We start from the raw sequence: 16662 nt of genomic DNA, 5'->3' as shown, positions 1-16662 counted from the left end.
TGCTGTTTTATTTTTTGTTTTGAGTTTGCTTTTGCGCAACAACCGGCATTCCGGGCTGCAAGCGTTCGAATCCTTGAGCGATATAACGGTCACCCTGTTTTAATCCTTCGCGAATGATAAAATTATCTTCAGATTTCCCGGAAATAGCTACAGGTATCTGTACGACTTTATTTTCCTTATCGACAGCATAGGCAAAGACCTTGTCTTGGTAGGACACTGTCGATGCAATAGGTAATAAGGGCATTTCTTTCAATTGTTGATACATCACAATTTTGCCTGTATTACCACTTCGCAGCTCTGCGCGAGGGTTATCAAATTTTGCACGCAAAGTAATGGAGCCCGTATTTTTATTGAACTGACCTTCAACGGCATCTATTCTCCCTTTGGTATGATACTCCTGTCCATCCGAGAGTAACAGTGCAACGGGTGCTGCATTTTTCAATTTCTCCGCAACCGTATTTCCTGTATGTTCGCGCTGAAATCGCACAAAATCGTTCTCACTCAAGCTAAAATAGACATACACTTGATGGTTATCAGAAACAACTGTAATGGCATCTTGATTTGAGGCAGACAGCAAACTTCCCAAGCGGTAGTTGAAGCGTCCGATATACCCATTCACTGGTGACTTGATGACTGAAAAATCCAGATTGATCTGTGCTGAGGCAATAGCTGATCTCGCTTGCGCTACAGATGCTTTTGCGGCTGCATAACTTGCTTGAGCTTCCTGCATCTGAATATCGGAAACGATACGGTTTTTGGTCAGCTCAGTTTTTCGATCCAGCTCAATTTTGGCGGTCAATAAATTCGATTCGGCAACAGACAAGGCCGCCCGCGCATTGGTTAACTGCTCCTGAAAGATCCGATCTTCAATTTTAAATAGAGCCTGTCCGGCACGGACGTAGTCCCCTTCATCCACAAATATCTTTTGGAGATAACCGGTCACCTGTGGTCGTATTTCTATATTGGACACGCCTTCTATGGCACTTGCATACTCATTTCGGATCGTTGCAACGCCTGTTGTTACAGTGCCGAAAAGGACCTCTGCAGGCCCTTGCTGATATCCACCATCCTGTTGTTTACCTGTACAACTGGATAACAATACCAGCGCAATAAACAAGTTCGTGGCGCGCTTTTTAACAACGTTTTGCTTCATAATGGATTTTGCTTTTATTTTTATGTGTAGCAAAAGTCCAAAAAAACCGATGTCTGAATTCGGTGCAAAGACGCCAAAATTTGTTTAAAAGACGCCAAAAGCATATAAACCGAATGCCAAAAATAAAGGTGCTTTCCCTATCTATAACAGGAAAAGCACCTTCATCTGAGCAAAGATTGAAATGATAAAAATGACCTAGAAAAGGTCATCCATTTTGTAGTCACTGGGATTTCTTTCAGTATGTTTTTTGAAGAACTTGCTGAAGACGGTTTGATCTGAAAAGTTCAGCAAACAGGCCACCTGATTAACGTTATTCGCCGAATTCTTTAAGAGAATCTTTGCTTCAATAAGTAGGATCTGGTTGATAATCTCTTTGGGTGTACGCAACATCGCTTTCTTAACAACCTTCGTGAGATATTTTCTACTGACAAATAGGCGATCGGCGTAAAACTGAACATCGTGATGTTCGACATAATATTCCCGTACAAGCGCAAAAAAAGCGCTTGTAATCTCTTCTTCACGGGAAGAAAAACTGGCCTGCTGCCGAAAATTTTTGGAATAATTTTCGATATCATACATCAATAAGGAAAAGTAATGCCAGATCATCTCATTACTATAATAGACCGGATTCTTAAAATCGTTGAGATAAGCAAGTTCTTTTATATAAAATGCCAATCGTTTGTAGAGGTGTTGCTCACCACGAATGATATAAGAAGGGTTATTGGAGAAGTTCTTTAACATATCGTTTGAGCGATAATTAAAGCCGGCATCTGATAGCATATCTATGGAAAAGAAAATTTGCTTTTGCTTGATATCCGCGGAAAAGTAAATGATTTTGAACACCTCCTGTGGGACACAAAAAAGAATGTCACCTTTTTGAAGCTCATACTCAAAGTCCCCCACCCGATAATAGGAAATACCCTCCTCAGCCAACAGCACTCCAAAAAAAGAAGCACGATAATGGCAATTGCGCTGTATTTGCATATTGTCACTTGTAGACTCTAGCACCATGTATTCCTTGCTACGCTGTGGAAACAGCAGCTCACGTGTCATATCCTCCATTTTTAAAGAAATGACGTACTCCTTTTTTTTCATTATGTTGCGTTGACCTTAAAATAACTTCTATTGAAGCAATCAAAAATAGTCGATTAACAAGTGTAAAAAATCATATCACAGTCCTGATTTGGAATTTGACAAAAAAGAAATAAAAGATTTGTTCAATCGCATCGCGCCCAACAAGCGCTGCTTTCAGCATCTTTCAGAAGTATACCAGATGCTAAATTGAAGACTATAAAAAATATAAGGGGCCTCTCTTGACGAGAAAACCCCCAAATAATATATTTTAATATGGCTATTCAATCTTTCCTATATCAATCAAATAGTTCCTTTTTTAAGGACAAGAAATGTAATGTAATTTTTAATAAGTATTCAAGTGGGATGAATATCAATATTTAAGTTTTGCCTATTTGATTATGACATAAAGGTAAATCAATTCTTTAAATAAAAAAGTGACGAAAATCACATTTCACATAAAACTCTAAATTATTTTAAAAAATATTTTTATCCGAACTGTTAAATGAATGATAAGGAATCCAATTGCTCCATTATGTTGATGCAAGATTGTACATATAGCTCTATATTTAGCTTTAAGATTAGTACTTTTGACTGATAAAGTATACTGCTATTGAGAACGATAAAATTCCATAAAGGTGAATGCGGTGTTGAATTTCTATTAAACGTACTAAATCAACAAGAAACGGACTATACCCATCGCGAGACCTATCATAAAGACTTTTTTGAAATTTTGTTTTTCAAAAAGGCTAAAGGGCTTTTGCGATTGGGGCAGGAAGTCATCGAATTAACGGACAACAACATTATCTTTATTTCTGCCTTTCAGAAGCATACCTGGGAACTGGACCCCACCTATCTTGAATTCACCACATTGATTTTTCAGGAAGATTTTCTCAATGAGTTTTTCGCAGATAAGCTTTTTACGTATCGACTGCTGTATTTCTATCAGTTGCACCATACGGTAAAAATAGCTGCAGATGATGTACATCTATCTAAATTTTACACACTGCTTGCGGAAATAAAGTCAGAACTTATTCAGACAGAGGCAGACAGTGCGCATATTATCCGCTCTTTGCTCTATTATTTGCTACAGACCTTGAATCGAAAATATGCTCGGTTGAATGGACTTTCTTTGCAAAAACCTGAGAATAATTTTGCTTATCAGTTCAGGATGCTACTCGAACAGCATATTCAACAGAAACAACGGATCAACGAATATACGGTACTGATGGGCATTAGTCGCATCACACTGAATCATGCCGTTAAAGCACAGTTCAATACCACAGCAACACAATTGCTCAAACAGCGATTATTATTTGAAGTGCAGGAGTTACTGATACATTCAGACAAATCTATCAGTGAAATTGCTTTTGAACTGAATTTTTCCGAACCTAACCACCTGATGCGTTTTTTTAAGGCGCAGACAGGTAAGACCATCAGTGCATTTATCCAAGAATTACGGTAAAAGGCCTATTACGGGGTGTCTCGAACCGGTTACCCACGGTAATTACAAGAAAAGCTGACAGTGTATAGCAACATTGTTATACACTGTCAGCCTAGATCATTTAGTTTTGTGCGAGGTAGGTTTCTGTCGTCTGAATCTGCGCGTAGAAGAATTCCAATGCTGCAAGAAAAGCATGATGTACATCGTCAGCTTTCAACATAACACCGTTAATTTCCAGGTCACGTGTTGCACAGGCATCCCCTATTACTGTACATGGGAAGCCAAAATCAACCGCAGCCCGCGTCGTAGCATCTATGCACATGTGCGTCATCATGCCAACAACAACAAATTCAGTAATTTGATTGGCTTTCAGATAAGCAAAAAGTTCGGTTTCCCTAAAACTATTTGGAAAGTGTTTTTGGATCACTTTCTCTCCCAATAGTGGTTTAACGTTTGCATGGATATCAGCAGCAACCGTACCCGCTATAAAAAATGGCATTTTCGTTGGATCGGGAGAAATATGCTGAATATGTATAATCGGTGCTTTTATTTCTCTAAAATGGCCAATTATTTTTCCGGCATTTACGCTTGCGGCAATTGGATTTACAAGTTCCATTCCGCCATTTTCAAAATATTCATTTTGAATGTCTATGACAATTAACGCTGTAGTATTCATTTGTTATCTATTATTATGTTTTCGTTACTACAAAATTAGCTTGTCAACCACGGAAGCCACTACCAAATAAATCATCGACCCTACCATTTTGATAAGAAGGGATGTTTTAGCTATCTTAGCCATCGAGAATGGCCTTTGTAAAGCCACTTCAATTCGTTTAAAGGAGAGAAATATCGTGAAAGAATTACTACACAGCAAAATATACGGCGCAGAAAATGGTGGGACACCGCTTGTTGTTCTGCATGGCCTTTTTGGTATGGCGGACAACTGGGGATCTTTTGGCCGTAGTTTTGGAGAAAAAAGACAGATACATTTACTTGACCTGCGCAATCATGGTCGAAGTTTTCACAGTGACGGCATGTCCGTTGAGGAGATGGTCGAGGACCTAGACGCTTATATCGCTTCGATCGGTGCAGAAAAAGTCTTATTATTGGGCCATTCTCTCGGCGGTAAAGTTGCCATGCAATTTGCCATTGAGCATCCGGAACAGGTTGAAAAATTGATTATTGCTGATATAGCTCCCAAGGCTTATCCACCACATCATGAAGATATTTTTAACGCTCTTTGTGCGGTTGATATCAATAGTATGGACAACCGAAAAGATGTACAGACAAAACTCGAAAGCTACCTTGATGATCCTGGAGTAATTCAATTTTTGTTAAAAAACGTCTTTATTAAAGAAGACCGTAAATTGGGTTGGCGTTTCAACCTGGATGTTCTACAGCGGAAATATGCAGATTTCATTACAATAGGTGTAAAAGCTGGAATTTATGCTGGCCCTACCCTTTTTCTAGCAGGCGAAAAATCGCGCTACATTCTTCCTGAAGATAAAGTCAAAATCAAGGAGCAATTTCCAGATGTCAGCTTTGAAACAATACCAAATGCGGGACACTGGGTACAAGCTGAAAACCCACAAGCATTCGACGCTTTTGTTGCTGCTTTTTTGGATCAATAAAAAATCCACTATTAGATAGACCAATCCCATCTAAGCCGATCAGATATGGTGGGATTGATCTATCCTAATTCATCGTTTACTTCAATGCTGCTGCATAAGTTTTTAGCGCACGTTCTCTAGCGATCGGATGTGCTATAATAGGTTCGGGATAATCTATTGTCCCAAGTTCTGGAATCCATTGTCTACTATATTCTTGTTTTTTATCAAATTTTTCGGCTTGAATGATTGGGTTAAACACCCTAAAATATGGAGCGGCATCGCAACCACTCCCTGCTGCCCATTGCCAGTTCCCGTTATTCGCAGATAAATCATAATCATTGAGCTTTTGCGCAAAATAGGCCTCTCCCCATCGCCAATCAATCAATAAATGCTTGCATAGAAAACTAGCAGCAACCATACGTACACGATTATGCATACAACCGGTACTGTTCAATTGCCGCATACCCGCATCGACCAAAGGGTAGCCTGTTTTTCCTTGACACCAGCGTTCAAAATCCGTTTCATCGTTGCGCCACTGGATATCGTCATATTTCTTTTTAAAGGATTCGTTGACCACATTCGGAAAATGAAATAAGATCTGCATAAAAAACTCCCGCCAGATCAATTCAGACAGCCAGACCTCATTATGCTGTTTTGCAAAAGCCACACAGCGACGAATACTAATTGTTCCGAAACGAAGCGCAATACCCAAGTTGGTCGTCCCCTCTAAGGCAGGATAATCACGATACCTATCGTAGGTATCAATAACAGCTGCATTCAGATGTGGCGGTTCAAAAGTCAAATCCGTCTTTTTAAACCCTATTTTTTCCAAGGGAATTATCGGCGCGTACGTCTGCCGAAAAAAATGCCCATCTTTTTGATCTGTGGATTGATAATCTTCTACCGTTAATTTCTCCCGCCATCTTTTTGCATAAGGTGTATAAACGGTGTAGGGTGTACCATCATTTTTCAATAGCTCATGTTTATCAAAAATAACCTGATCTTTTACAGCATTAAATGGAATTCCAGCAGCATTGAAAAATTCAACGATCGTTCGATCCCGTCGGATCGCTTTAGGTTCGTAATCGCTATTACAATAGACTTCCTGAATATTGTATTGCTCATGCAATGTTTTAAAAATTGCCAAAGGACTACCATGAAAGGTCGTTAAAGTAGCCCCATATTCCCTTAGTTTTTTATTTATTCCATCAAGAGCTTGATGGATATAATCCACACGTCGGTCCAACTTATCTTCCAATCGGCCTAAAATATCTTCATCGAATATAAATATCGGCAACACAGGAAACCCCTTCCCCAATGCCTGAGATAACCCTACATTGTCTTCCAAACGAAGGTCCCGACGGAACCAAAACACCACAACTTTACTTTTCTCCATAAAAATAGAGGTAACTCGATCAACTACCGGCGAGCCCCATCTGTTTAATTTGATAACAAAAAAATAAATCCAAAAAAAACGCTGATTGATCGGACAAAGCTAAGCCTATACTAGACTGGGAAACATTTTTTCTTGGTTTAGCTTTGTCCCAGCTGACTTTAATTGTTTTTTAAACTATCCATATCGATAACAAAACGATATTTCACATCGCTCTTTAACAATCTTTCATAAGCCTGATTGATATCCTGCATACGTATTAATTCTATATCTGAAGTGATATTATGCTTTCCGCAGAAATCCAGCATTTCTTGCGTTTCGGCAATACCGCCGATCATCGATCCGGAAAAACTTTTACGTGTAGGGATTAAGCTAAATGGAGCTACCGGCAGTGGATGTTCAGGAGCACCGACAAGTGTCAGTGAGCCGTCGCGTTTCAATAGGCTCAAGTAGGCGTTGATATCGTGTTGCGCGGAGACACAATCCAAAATAAAATGCAAAGTACCAGCATTCTTTTTCATCTGTTCCTGATCGGTAGACAAGATGACTTCATCCGCACCCAGGCGTTTGGCATCTTCTACTTTACTTGCAGAAGTTGTGATCACGACGACATGCGCCCCCATTGCTTTGGCTATTTTCACGCCCATATGTCCCAAACCACCAATGCCCACGATGCCTACTTTTTGTCCGGGACCAACCTTCCAATGCCGTAATGGCGAATATGTTGTGATACCTGCACAAAGTAGAGGCGCAGTCGCTGCTAAATCCAAGTTTTCGGGAATATGTAATACAAAATCCTGATCCACCACGACACGCTCCGAATATCCGCCAAAGGTCTGTTTGTCCAAATGCTTATCATGGCCATTGTATGTTTGGATATTTCCATTCTCGCAATATTGCTCCAATCCCTCTTTACAACTCTCACATTCACGACAACTGTCAACCATGCAGCCAACACCGGCAAGATCGCCGACTTTAAATTTCGATACATCGGATCCTACTTTTGTAATCCGTCCCACGATCTCATGACCGGGAACATTGGGGTAAATTGTCCCCCCCCATTCATTACGTGCCGTATGTAAGTCAGAGTGACAAACGCCACAGTATAGAATATCAATTTCTACATCTTTTGCCGTGACCGCACGACGTTGTACCTCCAGTTGTTTTAAGTCTGCCGTCGGAGCCTCGATTCCGAAAGCTTTTATTGAAAATGTACTCATATTAAAATAAATGATCTATGATGAATTGTTTCGTTAAAAATAACCCTTGGTGATCAAAAAAGTTTAGTTTAGAACAGTAATGTTTGAAAAATAATCTGATTAGACTCAGTATCAGTACACAATATATTGGAGTCCAAATACTACTTTTGAAAATACAGCAGAAGCTCCCGCCGGTAAGTCGATCCAATCGGCAATTTCTCCCCAGAATCTAGCTCGGCCGCACCACCTGAAATTTTACTGACACGCTCCAGTGAGACAATATATGATTTATGTATTCGCATAAAAAGATCTTTGTCTAACTTTTGTTCCATTTCAGCTGTTGTTAGCGAACTCACAAAGGATCCTGATGCGGTGAAAATCTTAACATAATTGCCCCAGCTTTGGATATATATGATGTCTTTACACATAATCCTAACAAAGTCGCCATCCACTTTGACTACAACAGAGGAAGTTGCCGTAGTGGCAAGCACTACAGGATGATCCAATACCGTAGGTTTGACTGAGGGATATCTGGAGAAAACGTTATCAATCGCTGACATAAACCGCCTGATATCAAAGGGTTTCACCAGGTAATCGACCACTCTATATTCGTAACTTTCCAAAGCATATTCTTTATAAGCTGTTGTTAAAATTACCAAGGGAGGATTAGACAGCGCTCTTAACATCTCCAAGCCATTCAATCCGGGCATATTGATATCCAGAAAAATAAGATCAACTTCATGATCATACATATAATCCATTGCTTCAACTGGATGATAGAATGAAGCTTTTAGATCCAATTTTTTGATATCCTTGATATAATGATGAAGGACTAGATGTGCCCCTTCTTCATCATCAACCACAATGCAGCTCAAACGCTCATTCATATGCTGAAGATTTTAAATTTAATGTTAAAACAGTATGGTAATCATGCGCTATTTCAACACAATGCAATTTGTATTGCGCAGGATAAAGCAATGCCAAACGTTGGTGCGTATTCACTAAACCGAGACCTGTGGAATTATTCTTTAGCAGTTTGTCCGCCAACGAATTTTTGATATCCACTGTCAATGAACCGTTGATAAAAGTAATTAGGATATCTACGTACCATTTCCTTTCGTTTGTAAGACTATGTTTAAAGGCATTTTCAATCAATGTGATCAAAAGTAATGGTGCAATCCGATAGTGAAATTCATCATCCTCCCCCGCTACTGTATACCTTATCGCACAGCGTTTGCCAATACGTTCTTTCTCCATAGCAACGTAATTAGCGATAAAAGCAACTTCCTCCTTTAAACTAATTGTATCTCTATTGGCATTTTCCAACTGATATCGCATCAATTGCGATAGTTTCAAGATCAATTCAGGTGTACGGGACGGCTCAGTTAAGCTCACCCCATAAAGGTTGTTGAACATATTAAAGAAAAAATGTGGATTTAGCTGTGCATGTAAATATTTCACATTGATCTCACTTAACATCAGTTGTGCTTCATTTCTTTTCTCAACCTCATTGGCGTATTGACGTAAGAGGAAAAAAGATAGCATTGTAAATGTACTTATCACACATAGCATAATTTGGTAGGCAAAATCCTGGAATACGGATATCTCCCCTCTTTCATAATAGGCAGTATCTATCCAAAAATAATTAACAACAACCAAGAGGGCTGCTCCAGTTAAAGTCGAAAAAACAGCACCGATCACATAGATAAAATACTTTTTCTTAATGAAGAATGAGAAAAAGAAGTGACGGTGCAACTGTGCCTGCATATACAATAGGCTAAAAAATACTAAGCCTTTGATAAAATCAATAATGGTGTCAATTTTCATCCATTCATGGAGCATGGTCAGCAAAAACATGGCGGTAAACAGTATAAACTCCTGTAAATACCGCTTTGAATACCACCGACCTTTGTTTGTCACGAGACGTTCTTCCATATCCTGAAGTAAAATTCAACTATTTATAGGTAATATGCAAAAAATCATGATGAACTGAGTTCATCATGATTTTTTTGTCAGTTCCGCCTCCATATCATCATATAGGATTTCTTTCCCAAAGGTCTCCTAAGAGATTGCTGCGCGATGCTAAACCCAGAATATTCAAAAAAGAGGAACCATCGTATCCACTTTGAACTGAACTTGTACTTAAACCATATTCTTGTTTTACCTGCCGAATATAAGGTAACCTGTCAGCTGCTTTTAATGTTCCGTTTTTGATGTTTTTCTTCGATTTTGGAAGTGAACACCTTATATTTATACTTCTTCATCGACCGAATCGAAAACTAGGACGTGTGAATTTATGAGTTATAACAATGCGTTGAACAGGATGGCCGCAGATCTTCAGTCTACATCTTCCACCTGGACAAACTGCATGGTAATTCCCCGCTGCTGACAAATATTTAAAATTGAAAATTCTAAACGGCTATTAATTTTAACAACAAGTAAAAACTGTCGGTCATCCAACAATAAATCAATATTCTTGATCTCTGGAAAACTCTGATATAGGAAATGATATAGCTCACTTGCCTTCCATTTCAATTTGCGCGATAGGGAGTAAACAACTTTATACATAATAGACTTATTTCAATATCTTAACAGTAATTTGATTTAACTGATCAATCAAAATTCCTTTGTCCTTCAATTCATTAAAATTGCGAGCCAATCGAACTTCTTTATCTGTATTTTCTAATGCAAGCGCCAATTCATCCAGTCGTTCAATTTCTTGATGCACCAGTAGATAACAATCAAACTCCGAATTCAACAACCCGGTAGACTCCGGACGTATATTCTCATCCGTTTCAACCAATACGAGCACATATTTTTGCGCAGTTAACGTCCTTCGTACCCTTCCTATTTTTGCATTTAATATCATGTTATTTCCTATTTTTGTTAGACATTCCAATTGCCACATCAAACAAATACCTATTCAGATAGACATATTTTGTATTTATGTCGAAATCTATCGCTAAAAAAACGAGCAAATGCTCATCTATTTACTAGGGTGTGAAAACGTCTAAAATCAGCTTATTTTAACCCCTTTACACATATACTAGTCAACCAGGCAAGCCGCGCCTCAAAGTCAGGAAACCGATCAAAAAGCAATACTTCCTGCTCAAAACAACGGGATGTCGTTACCAACATCTCTGAGAGAAACAGAATATCCTTTTCTTCAAGAAACTGGATTTCCCCTTTGGCAATAGCGACCCTGATCATATTACGAATCAATTCAATTTCATCATCCAACATATAACGTGTCTTGGAGACCATCAAAGCCGGATCGGATTTCATATCCTCAAAAGCCAAGTGAAAACGTTTGGTAATCAAATTGATCTCACGCAATTTAGCCCTTAGAAAACCAACCAGATTCTCCTCTAGAGAAGCTTCCCGGCTATAACTTTCTTTGGCTATTGTAAACACTTGCTGACATAAACATTCGGCTATCGCGTCAAAAACGTCCATCTTGCTCGTAAAATAGTAATACAGTGTACTACGTCCCTTACCACAGGCTTTAGAAATATCCTGCATAGAAACCCGCGTAAAACCATAATTTTCAAACACTTTCATCGACGAAAGAATAATTTCTTCCCTAATATTTTCCTGTTGCATTGTCATTACTAGACAAACATACAAAAAATGTCGAAAATTCAAATCATCATTCTGCTTTTGAACATATTTTATTATTTTTACTGTTATGATATTGGATACTTTCCCAATTTTAACAACAGAACGTCTTTATTTACGTCAAATCCAACATTCGGATGCTCCTGCTCTATTTTCTTATTTTTCAAAAGATGAGGTAACATTATATTTCGATTTACCAACCTTCCGGCATATGGACGAGGCTTATGAGCTTGTAAAAACCTGGCAGAAAAATTTTATACAAAAAGAGGCCATCCGTTGGGCGATTTGTTTAAAGGACAATCCGGATCAGCTCATTGGTTCTTGTGGTTTTCATAATTTTTCCAACGAGCATTTCCGTGCAGAGATCGGCTATGAACTTCATCCTGACTTCTGGCAACAGGGCATTATGACAGAAGCTATTTCCACTATTATTTCTTTTGGTTTCGACAGTTATAAACTCAATCGTATAGAGGCTTTTATTGACCCGGACAACTTAGCTTCCCGTAGGTTGCTTGAAAAAATGAATCTTGTTTCCGAAGGAATTCTCCATGACTATTTCTTTGAGAAGGGGCGTTTCGTAGATGGTGAGATATTTGCCTTGCTTAAAAAGAACTATATCCAGCCTACTTCCTTTCGCCAGATCGTATAATCCATATCCTGCTGATCCAAAGTCGTCAGCTGATCTAAATCATACACTGTATCAAGTTTTACCTGTGAAAGCTCGGGTAGATTCATCTGCAAACGCTGTTTATTGAGGTTCTCTTTGTCCTCGACTGGATAGATTCTGCCATCAGTGGTCAGTTGTGTTCCAAAACGCTGTGGTTTGCTCTTAAAATAATGTATTCTATCGTATAAATAGGCTATATGAGCAGGGTTGATGTCCTCTTTTTCATTGATCATCAGTTGATAGCAGTGTTGCATGAAATCGGGTTCTGAGATAGCATGTTGGACAATTAACCATGCCGCCTCACTGGCCTTTGTTCCTACTTTTGAAATACCTGGATAACCTATCTCGGTAATTATTCCGCGTAATCGCTTCGCGTTATCACGGTGAACAGCCTCCATTGCGGGATGATAGCCCTTTTGAAGTTCCCCCTTCCCGGCCAGTTCATGCCGTAATAGGAGATCATCCTCTGCTAATCGAAGCAGTTCGTTCGCTAACTTGTCGTATAATATCATGCCGATTGTCTCTTATATCCCCCCAACTTTATGCTATTGTTTGGTCAAATGCCAAGAAAATTCACTTTTGTCATGCAAACCCATGTTTTATAGCAACTTTATCATTTCAACTTGATTGATGCCATTGACCAGTCCCTGTTTTTCCAAAAATAATTTCACATTTTTTGCTTTCGCATCAACGTTGTTGAAACTTATTTTTTCCGCTGGCATTTCTTTTTTAAGGGCCTGAAAAAGCTGCGTTCCAATTCCTTTCCGCCTATATTCGGGTGCCACAGCGACTTGGTATATCCGCTTGTTTCCAGGATTAAAAAGAATATACCCCACAAGTTTTTCGTCGATATATGCTCCTAACGCACTAGGTTGCAAACTATCCATACTCTGTGCTGCGCTTTGCCAACTTGGTAAAATATCCCAAAACGATTGAAATTCCTGCCAAGAGAAATCAGACAGCGGCTGGATTCTCGCCACATTGCTCACCGTAGCCGGCTGAATGGCACCACTGAAACATAGCAATTGTCTGTTGATCGAAAAACCACTTTTCTCATAGGCACGGATGGCCGCTCCGTTACTTTCTATTGCTTCCAAAAGAATCCGCTTGACCTTGTTCTCATTAAAAAACGGGATTAGATAACGATACATTTTTCCCACTAACCCATGCCCCCGAAATTCAGGCAGTACACCCGTTCCACCATTGTAGACCACAAATTGACGATCTATTTCCCGCAGACCATGTATCATAAATGCGACAAGTTTGTTCTCCGCAAACACAGCAACAGACCAAGTTAACTGAATATCTTCCGTTCTGATTTTCTGTCGCAATTGTTCTATATCTAGCTGAAATGGAACAATATAATCCTTAAAAGCTTCATTAATAGTTTGCAGCAGCTCAGCAATATCTGATTGTGTTAATTGTCGTATTTTCATTGAGATATCATTTGTTTATTACCAAAAAACAAAACAGTTCGGAGTACAGACAGAATCCAGACAATAGGACTGTTCTGAACAAGGCGATTTCTTAGAATTATACCTGAGATTTAAGAACTGTCCCGATATCCCAACAATATGCCTCCAATGTCGCAATCAATTTAGCGACATGTATTCCATCACAGACAGCATGATGCACCTGAATTGCTATAGGCATTAAGATTTCATCAGCTTGTTGCTGATATTTTCCAATTGTAAAGGAAGGTGCAAAATAATCTGTAAAGTCGGCAATATGAAGGTTAAAGCTATCAAAATTGATCCATGGAATTGCTGAAATATTAAAATGATTCTCTGGAGGTGCCTCCGGAAAAAAACGTAAATCATTGGCATGTCTTTCGGCTACACGATTGTAATTGGCCATAAACGCTGCAAAATCCTTATCGTATACAGTCGATAGCGCTGAAAAAGTTTCCGTTTCTGGATGTAGCACAGTATATATCGGATTTACATGGTCCCAAACGATGAGTTCTTCTTCCTTCATTGCCATCTTAAAAGCGTCATGATTGTTTACGGCCCTTGTAATTAGGTAAATCATGACAGGATAAAATTTATAGCCATTTTCCTTTATAAAAGGAAGCAGGTTAGTGATATTAATTTTTGTTGTAAGGCTAAAGCCGCATTTCATCTGGCTACGATAGACCGAAAAGTGCTCTTTTCGTTTCCAGTCCGCTAAATTTATTTTCTTATAAGCTGATTCTATTTTTTCCATTTTATTCCACTAATTATTTAATTTATACGAATTGGTCCCATTCTGAAAATCACCAATTCCTGTCGAGATCATCTTTCCAGTCAAAAGGCAATAATTCCTTTAAGGATTTGAATACTCCATTTTTCACTTCCACGATTGCATCAAGATTAGTCTTGGTAAGCTGGCTTATCAATTCTCTACAACGCCCACAGGGAGGAACGGCATTTCCGGTAGCATCCACCGCAACAAATGCCCTGACTTGAAATTCATGGTGTTTCAGCATTTCGGCAACAGCGCTATGCTCAGCGCAAAATCCCATGGAGCAAGCCGTATCAATGCTGATTCCAGTATAAATATTACCTGCCACTGTTTCTATTGCAGCTGCCACACCAGCATATTCAACAAAGTCATTTAATTTTTTTGTACCGGCAAGCCCGCTTGCTATTTCTTTTAATTTGTTTGTCATATCTTCCTCCTATCCGATTCTAGGTATGCGATAAGGTCGCCACTTTCATGCGCTCTTCTTCAAAAAACGACAATAGCTCTTGCGTAACAAATAGTTGCAGATCGTCTTCTTTCCATATTCGCCATTCGAGACCTTCTGTATGCTTCGGTGTGAATCCGAAAACAACCTCTGTAAACGAAAAATCAGCAAAAGAACTGATCACTGCGTTCAGATCAACTTCATTCGTGGAAAACAGTTCTATCATATACAAAATATTATTTTCCACTTGTACCACAACAGCACAGTTTAACTCTTCAATATAATAAATTGATTCTTTAAATCCCATTGTGGGATAAGCATAGCAATAGAAAAGGGCTAGACCTTTACTTCTAGTTTGAAATTGTGTATTAGAAACAGCCTGTTCCACCAAGTTTTCAAATAGCTTCAGATCCTCTGCATTGTCGAGGTTCAGCTTACGTTTGGTCAATACTGTGGTCATATTCGTATTTTTAACGGTTTGAAATACGGTATATTCCGGGACTGGGAAAAAGTCAAATTTTGGATAAAAATCCAGCACCTTATTATTCGCAAACAAAAACATACCTTTAGTTTGATGCACAAAATCGTTACTAATCCGTCGTAACAGAAAACTGCTCAAGCCTTGACGCTGGTAATTTTCATCAGTCATTACTGTTCCTAGTTGGAGTAATTTTTTCCCTTCTTGTTCAAACAGACTTACTGTGGCGTGTGCTACTATTTTATCCTCATCAAATAGAGAATACAAGATACAATTATCATCCCAAAAACCAGATTGATAATAATTTTCAAAATCAAACTCCCAAAAATGTTGTGTCATTCGATTAAATTCCAATCGTAATGTTTCGTTGTCCTGATAACCAATGTACAGCGTATAGTTCTTATCCTTAATCAGTATGTTTTCCGTGATCATTGGATCCTCTCCTTGTACCAGGCCAAAGCGATTTTTTCCTGTGCTTTTAAAAATAGATTTTTCCCCATATTATAATCATTTCCATCCTTCCAATCGAGTTGAGTTAATTTTTCTTTGAGCTCCTGATAGCTTTCCCGGATCGTTGGGTGTGCGATTAGATAGTCGCGTAATGCGAGGTGTCTTTTCCAATCGGACGAACCCTTTACAAATGCATGCAAATGTGCGATACGAAGGTCTTGATCATGCAAGATCGCCGGTATATCATCCCCAATTTTTACGACATCCGAAACGCCAATTTTATATATAGGTTCTTTCAGTAATATAAAAAATCGGCGTTCTGGCCAGTCCTGATTATATTTTTCATAGTAAACAATATTCGGTAGTTTCAATAAACCCGGTAACCAGTCTAAATCAGTTTCGTTTTCCACCCCGATCTGTATATCAATAATTGGTTTCGCTGAAAGACCTTCCACCGCAGTACTGCCGATATGATCAATTTGAGGGTTTAACGGTTTCAATAGAAATTGTAGCTCTAGTTTAATGGATTCAAATTGTTTTTTCCATTTTGGATCATAGGGTTCAAAAGGTAATATCATTTAAATAATTGTTTAAAATTCAATACATAGTTTGTTTTATGCTGACCTAACCTATCCAGTTTTTCACACCAAACAGTACTTGCTCTGATAGATTGGATTACCCCTTAATTAAATAGATTGAAGCCGCATAATAAAGCAAAACTTTGGAGGCAAAATTAAAGCTTTTCGATTTGCAATAAGCATCCATTTTTTTGCATAATGTGTGCATATTATAAGATTTTAAAGATTACAACTTCTTTTTAAAGCGTAAGCCACATCCTCACTGCTATGGAACACAGCGCTTGTTGTCGCCATGTAAATGTTTCTCTACAAGAAAAACTTCATTCATTAAAC

Annotated in this window: 19 protein-coding genes; 3 read left to right on the top strand and 16 right to left on the bottom strand. The window is 38.7% G+C overall.

All coding sequences use genetic code 11. The features are described 5' to 3' along the window. Positions 1-7: 7 nt before the first annotated feature. Together AC07UV_RS06560 and AC07UV_RS06555 are read right to left on the bottom strand one after the other, a co-directional pair. On the bottom strand, positions 8-1153 hold the full coding sequence (locus AC07UV_RS06560) for an efflux RND transporter periplasmic adaptor subunit (protein ID WP_495183106.1): 1146 nt from the start codon (positions 1151-1153) through the stop codon (positions 8-10). Between the two features lie 195 nt (positions 1154-1348). Next, a complete protein-coding gene (locus AC07UV_RS06555) occupies positions 1349-2248 on the bottom strand; it encodes a helix-turn-helix transcriptional regulator (RefSeq protein ID WP_282255205.1) in 900 nt (299 codons plus the stop codon). A gap of 589 nt (positions 2249-2837) precedes the next feature. Here AC07UV_RS06555 and AC07UV_RS06550 point away from each other — a divergent pair. Next, on the top strand, positions 2838-3689 hold the full coding sequence (locus AC07UV_RS06550) for a helix-turn-helix domain-containing protein (protein ID WP_495183105.1): 852 nt from the start codon (positions 2838-2840) through the stop codon (positions 3687-3689). Positions 3690-3789: 100 nt separating this feature from the next. Here AC07UV_RS06550 and AC07UV_RS06545 read toward each other — a convergent pair whose 3' ends face one another. Continuing rightward, positions 3790-4344, bottom strand: coding sequence for a cysteine hydrolase family protein (locus AC07UV_RS06545; protein ID WP_495183104.1), 555 nt, complete (start codon positions 4342-4344; stop codon positions 3790-3792). 175 nt (positions 4345-4519) lie between these two features. Here AC07UV_RS06545 and AC07UV_RS06540 point away from each other — a divergent pair, with 175 nt between their 5' ends. Beyond that, positions 4520-5299, top strand: a complete 780-nt coding sequence (locus tag AC07UV_RS06540; protein WP_495183103.1) for an alpha/beta fold hydrolase — start codon at positions 4520-4522, stop codon at positions 5297-5299. Positions 5300-5375: 76 nt separating this feature from the next. On the opposite strand, the gene AC07UV_RS06535 is transcribed toward AC07UV_RS06540, so the two are convergent. The 7 genes from AC07UV_RS06535 to AC07UV_RS06505 form a co-directional block, all read right to left on the bottom strand. Beyond that, the gene (locus tag AC07UV_RS06535) at positions 5376-6674 is read right to left on the bottom strand and encodes a cryptochrome/photolyase family protein (RefSeq protein ID WP_495183102.1); all 1299 of its coding nucleotides are present in this window, start codon (positions 6672-6674) and stop codon (positions 5376-5378) included. Positions 6675-6832: 158 nt separating this feature from the next. Beyond that, the gene (locus AC07UV_RS06530; RefSeq protein WP_495183101.1) at positions 6833-7891 is read right to left on the bottom strand and encodes an NAD(P)-dependent alcohol dehydrogenase; all 1059 of its coding nucleotides are present in this window, start codon (positions 7889-7891) and stop codon (positions 6833-6835) included. Positions 7892-8031: 140 nt separating this feature from the next. Next, positions 8032-8757, bottom strand: a complete 726-nt coding sequence (locus AC07UV_RS06525; protein WP_495183100.1) for a LytR/AlgR family response regulator transcription factor — start codon at positions 8755-8757, stop codon at positions 8032-8034. Beyond that, complete coding sequence (locus AC07UV_RS06520; protein WP_495183099.1) at positions 8750-9805, bottom strand: sensor histidine kinase; 1056 nt, start codon at positions 9803-9805, stop codon at positions 8750-8752. Before AC07UV_RS06520 ends, AC07UV_RS06525 begins: the two co-directional genes overlap by 8 nt. A 402-nt stretch (positions 9806-10207) precedes the next feature. Beyond that, entirely contained in the window at positions 10208-10438 is a 231-nt protein-coding gene (locus tag AC07UV_RS06515) for a hypothetical protein (protein ID WP_120258183.1), read from the bottom strand. A gap of 7 nt (positions 10439-10445) precedes the next feature. Then, positions 10446-10739, bottom strand: a complete 294-nt coding sequence (locus tag AC07UV_RS06510; RefSeq protein ID WP_282255213.1) for a hypothetical protein — start codon at positions 10737-10739, stop codon at positions 10446-10448. A 152-nt stretch (positions 10740-10891) separates the two neighbouring features. Further along, entirely contained in the window at positions 10892-11473 is a 582-nt protein-coding gene (locus tag AC07UV_RS06505; RefSeq protein ID WP_495183098.1) for a TetR/AcrR family transcriptional regulator, read from the bottom strand. Between the two features lie 85 nt (positions 11474-11558). On the opposite strand from AC07UV_RS06505, the gene AC07UV_RS06500 reads away from it, so the two are divergent. Continuing rightward, positions 11559-12137, top strand: coding sequence for a GNAT family N-acetyltransferase (locus AC07UV_RS06500; RefSeq protein WP_282255215.1), 579 nt, complete (start codon positions 11559-11561; stop codon positions 12135-12137). Here the strand turns inward: AC07UV_RS06500 and AC07UV_RS06495 are convergent. The 6 genes from AC07UV_RS06495 to AC07UV_RS06470 all read right to left on the bottom strand — a co-directional run bounded on the left by AC07UV_RS06495 (position 12101) and on the right by AC07UV_RS06470 (position 16329). Beyond that, complete coding sequence (locus tag AC07UV_RS06495; protein ID WP_495183097.1) at positions 12101-12667, bottom strand: DUF6624 domain-containing protein; 567 nt, start codon at positions 12665-12667, stop codon at positions 12101-12103. The two genes, AC07UV_RS06500 and AC07UV_RS06495, sit on opposite strands and share 37 nt — an antisense overlap. An 87-nt stretch (positions 12668-12754) precedes the next feature. Then, positions 12755-13591 carry a GNAT family N-acetyltransferase gene (locus AC07UV_RS06490; protein ID WP_495183096.1) on the bottom strand — a complete coding sequence of 279 codons (837 nt, stop codon included), beginning with the start codon at positions 13589-13591 and terminating at the stop codon, positions 12755-12757. A 97-nt stretch (positions 13592-13688) separates the two neighbouring features. Continuing rightward, the gene (catA, locus tag AC07UV_RS06485; protein ID WP_495183095.1) at positions 13689-14360 is read right to left on the bottom strand and encodes a type A chloramphenicol O-acetyltransferase; all 672 of its coding nucleotides are present in this window, start codon (positions 14358-14360) and stop codon (positions 13689-13691) included. 49 nt (positions 14361-14409) lie between these two features. Then, the gene (locus AC07UV_RS06480; RefSeq protein WP_282255220.1) at positions 14410-14805 is read right to left on the bottom strand and encodes a cytidine deaminase family protein; all 396 of its coding nucleotides are present in this window, start codon (positions 14803-14805) and stop codon (positions 14410-14412) included. A gap of 19 nt (positions 14806-14824) precedes the next feature. Then, a complete protein-coding gene (locus AC07UV_RS06475; RefSeq protein WP_495183094.1) occupies positions 14825-15733 on the bottom strand; it encodes a GNAT family N-acetyltransferase in 909 nt (302 codons plus the stop codon). Next, positions 15730-16329 carry a GrpB family protein gene (locus tag AC07UV_RS06470; protein ID WP_495183093.1) on the bottom strand — a complete coding sequence of 200 codons (600 nt, stop codon included), beginning with the start codon at positions 16327-16329 and terminating at the stop codon, positions 15730-15732. The genes AC07UV_RS06475 and AC07UV_RS06470 overlap by 4 nt, the downstream gene beginning before the upstream one ends. Between the last annotated feature and the right edge of the window lie 333 nt (positions 16330-16662).

Source organism: Sphingobacterium sp. GW821-FHT03E03, from assembly GCF_059420745.1.
The sequence above is the reverse complement of the archived record's forward strand: the minus strand, read 5'-3'. Positions and strand labels throughout refer to the sequence as shown.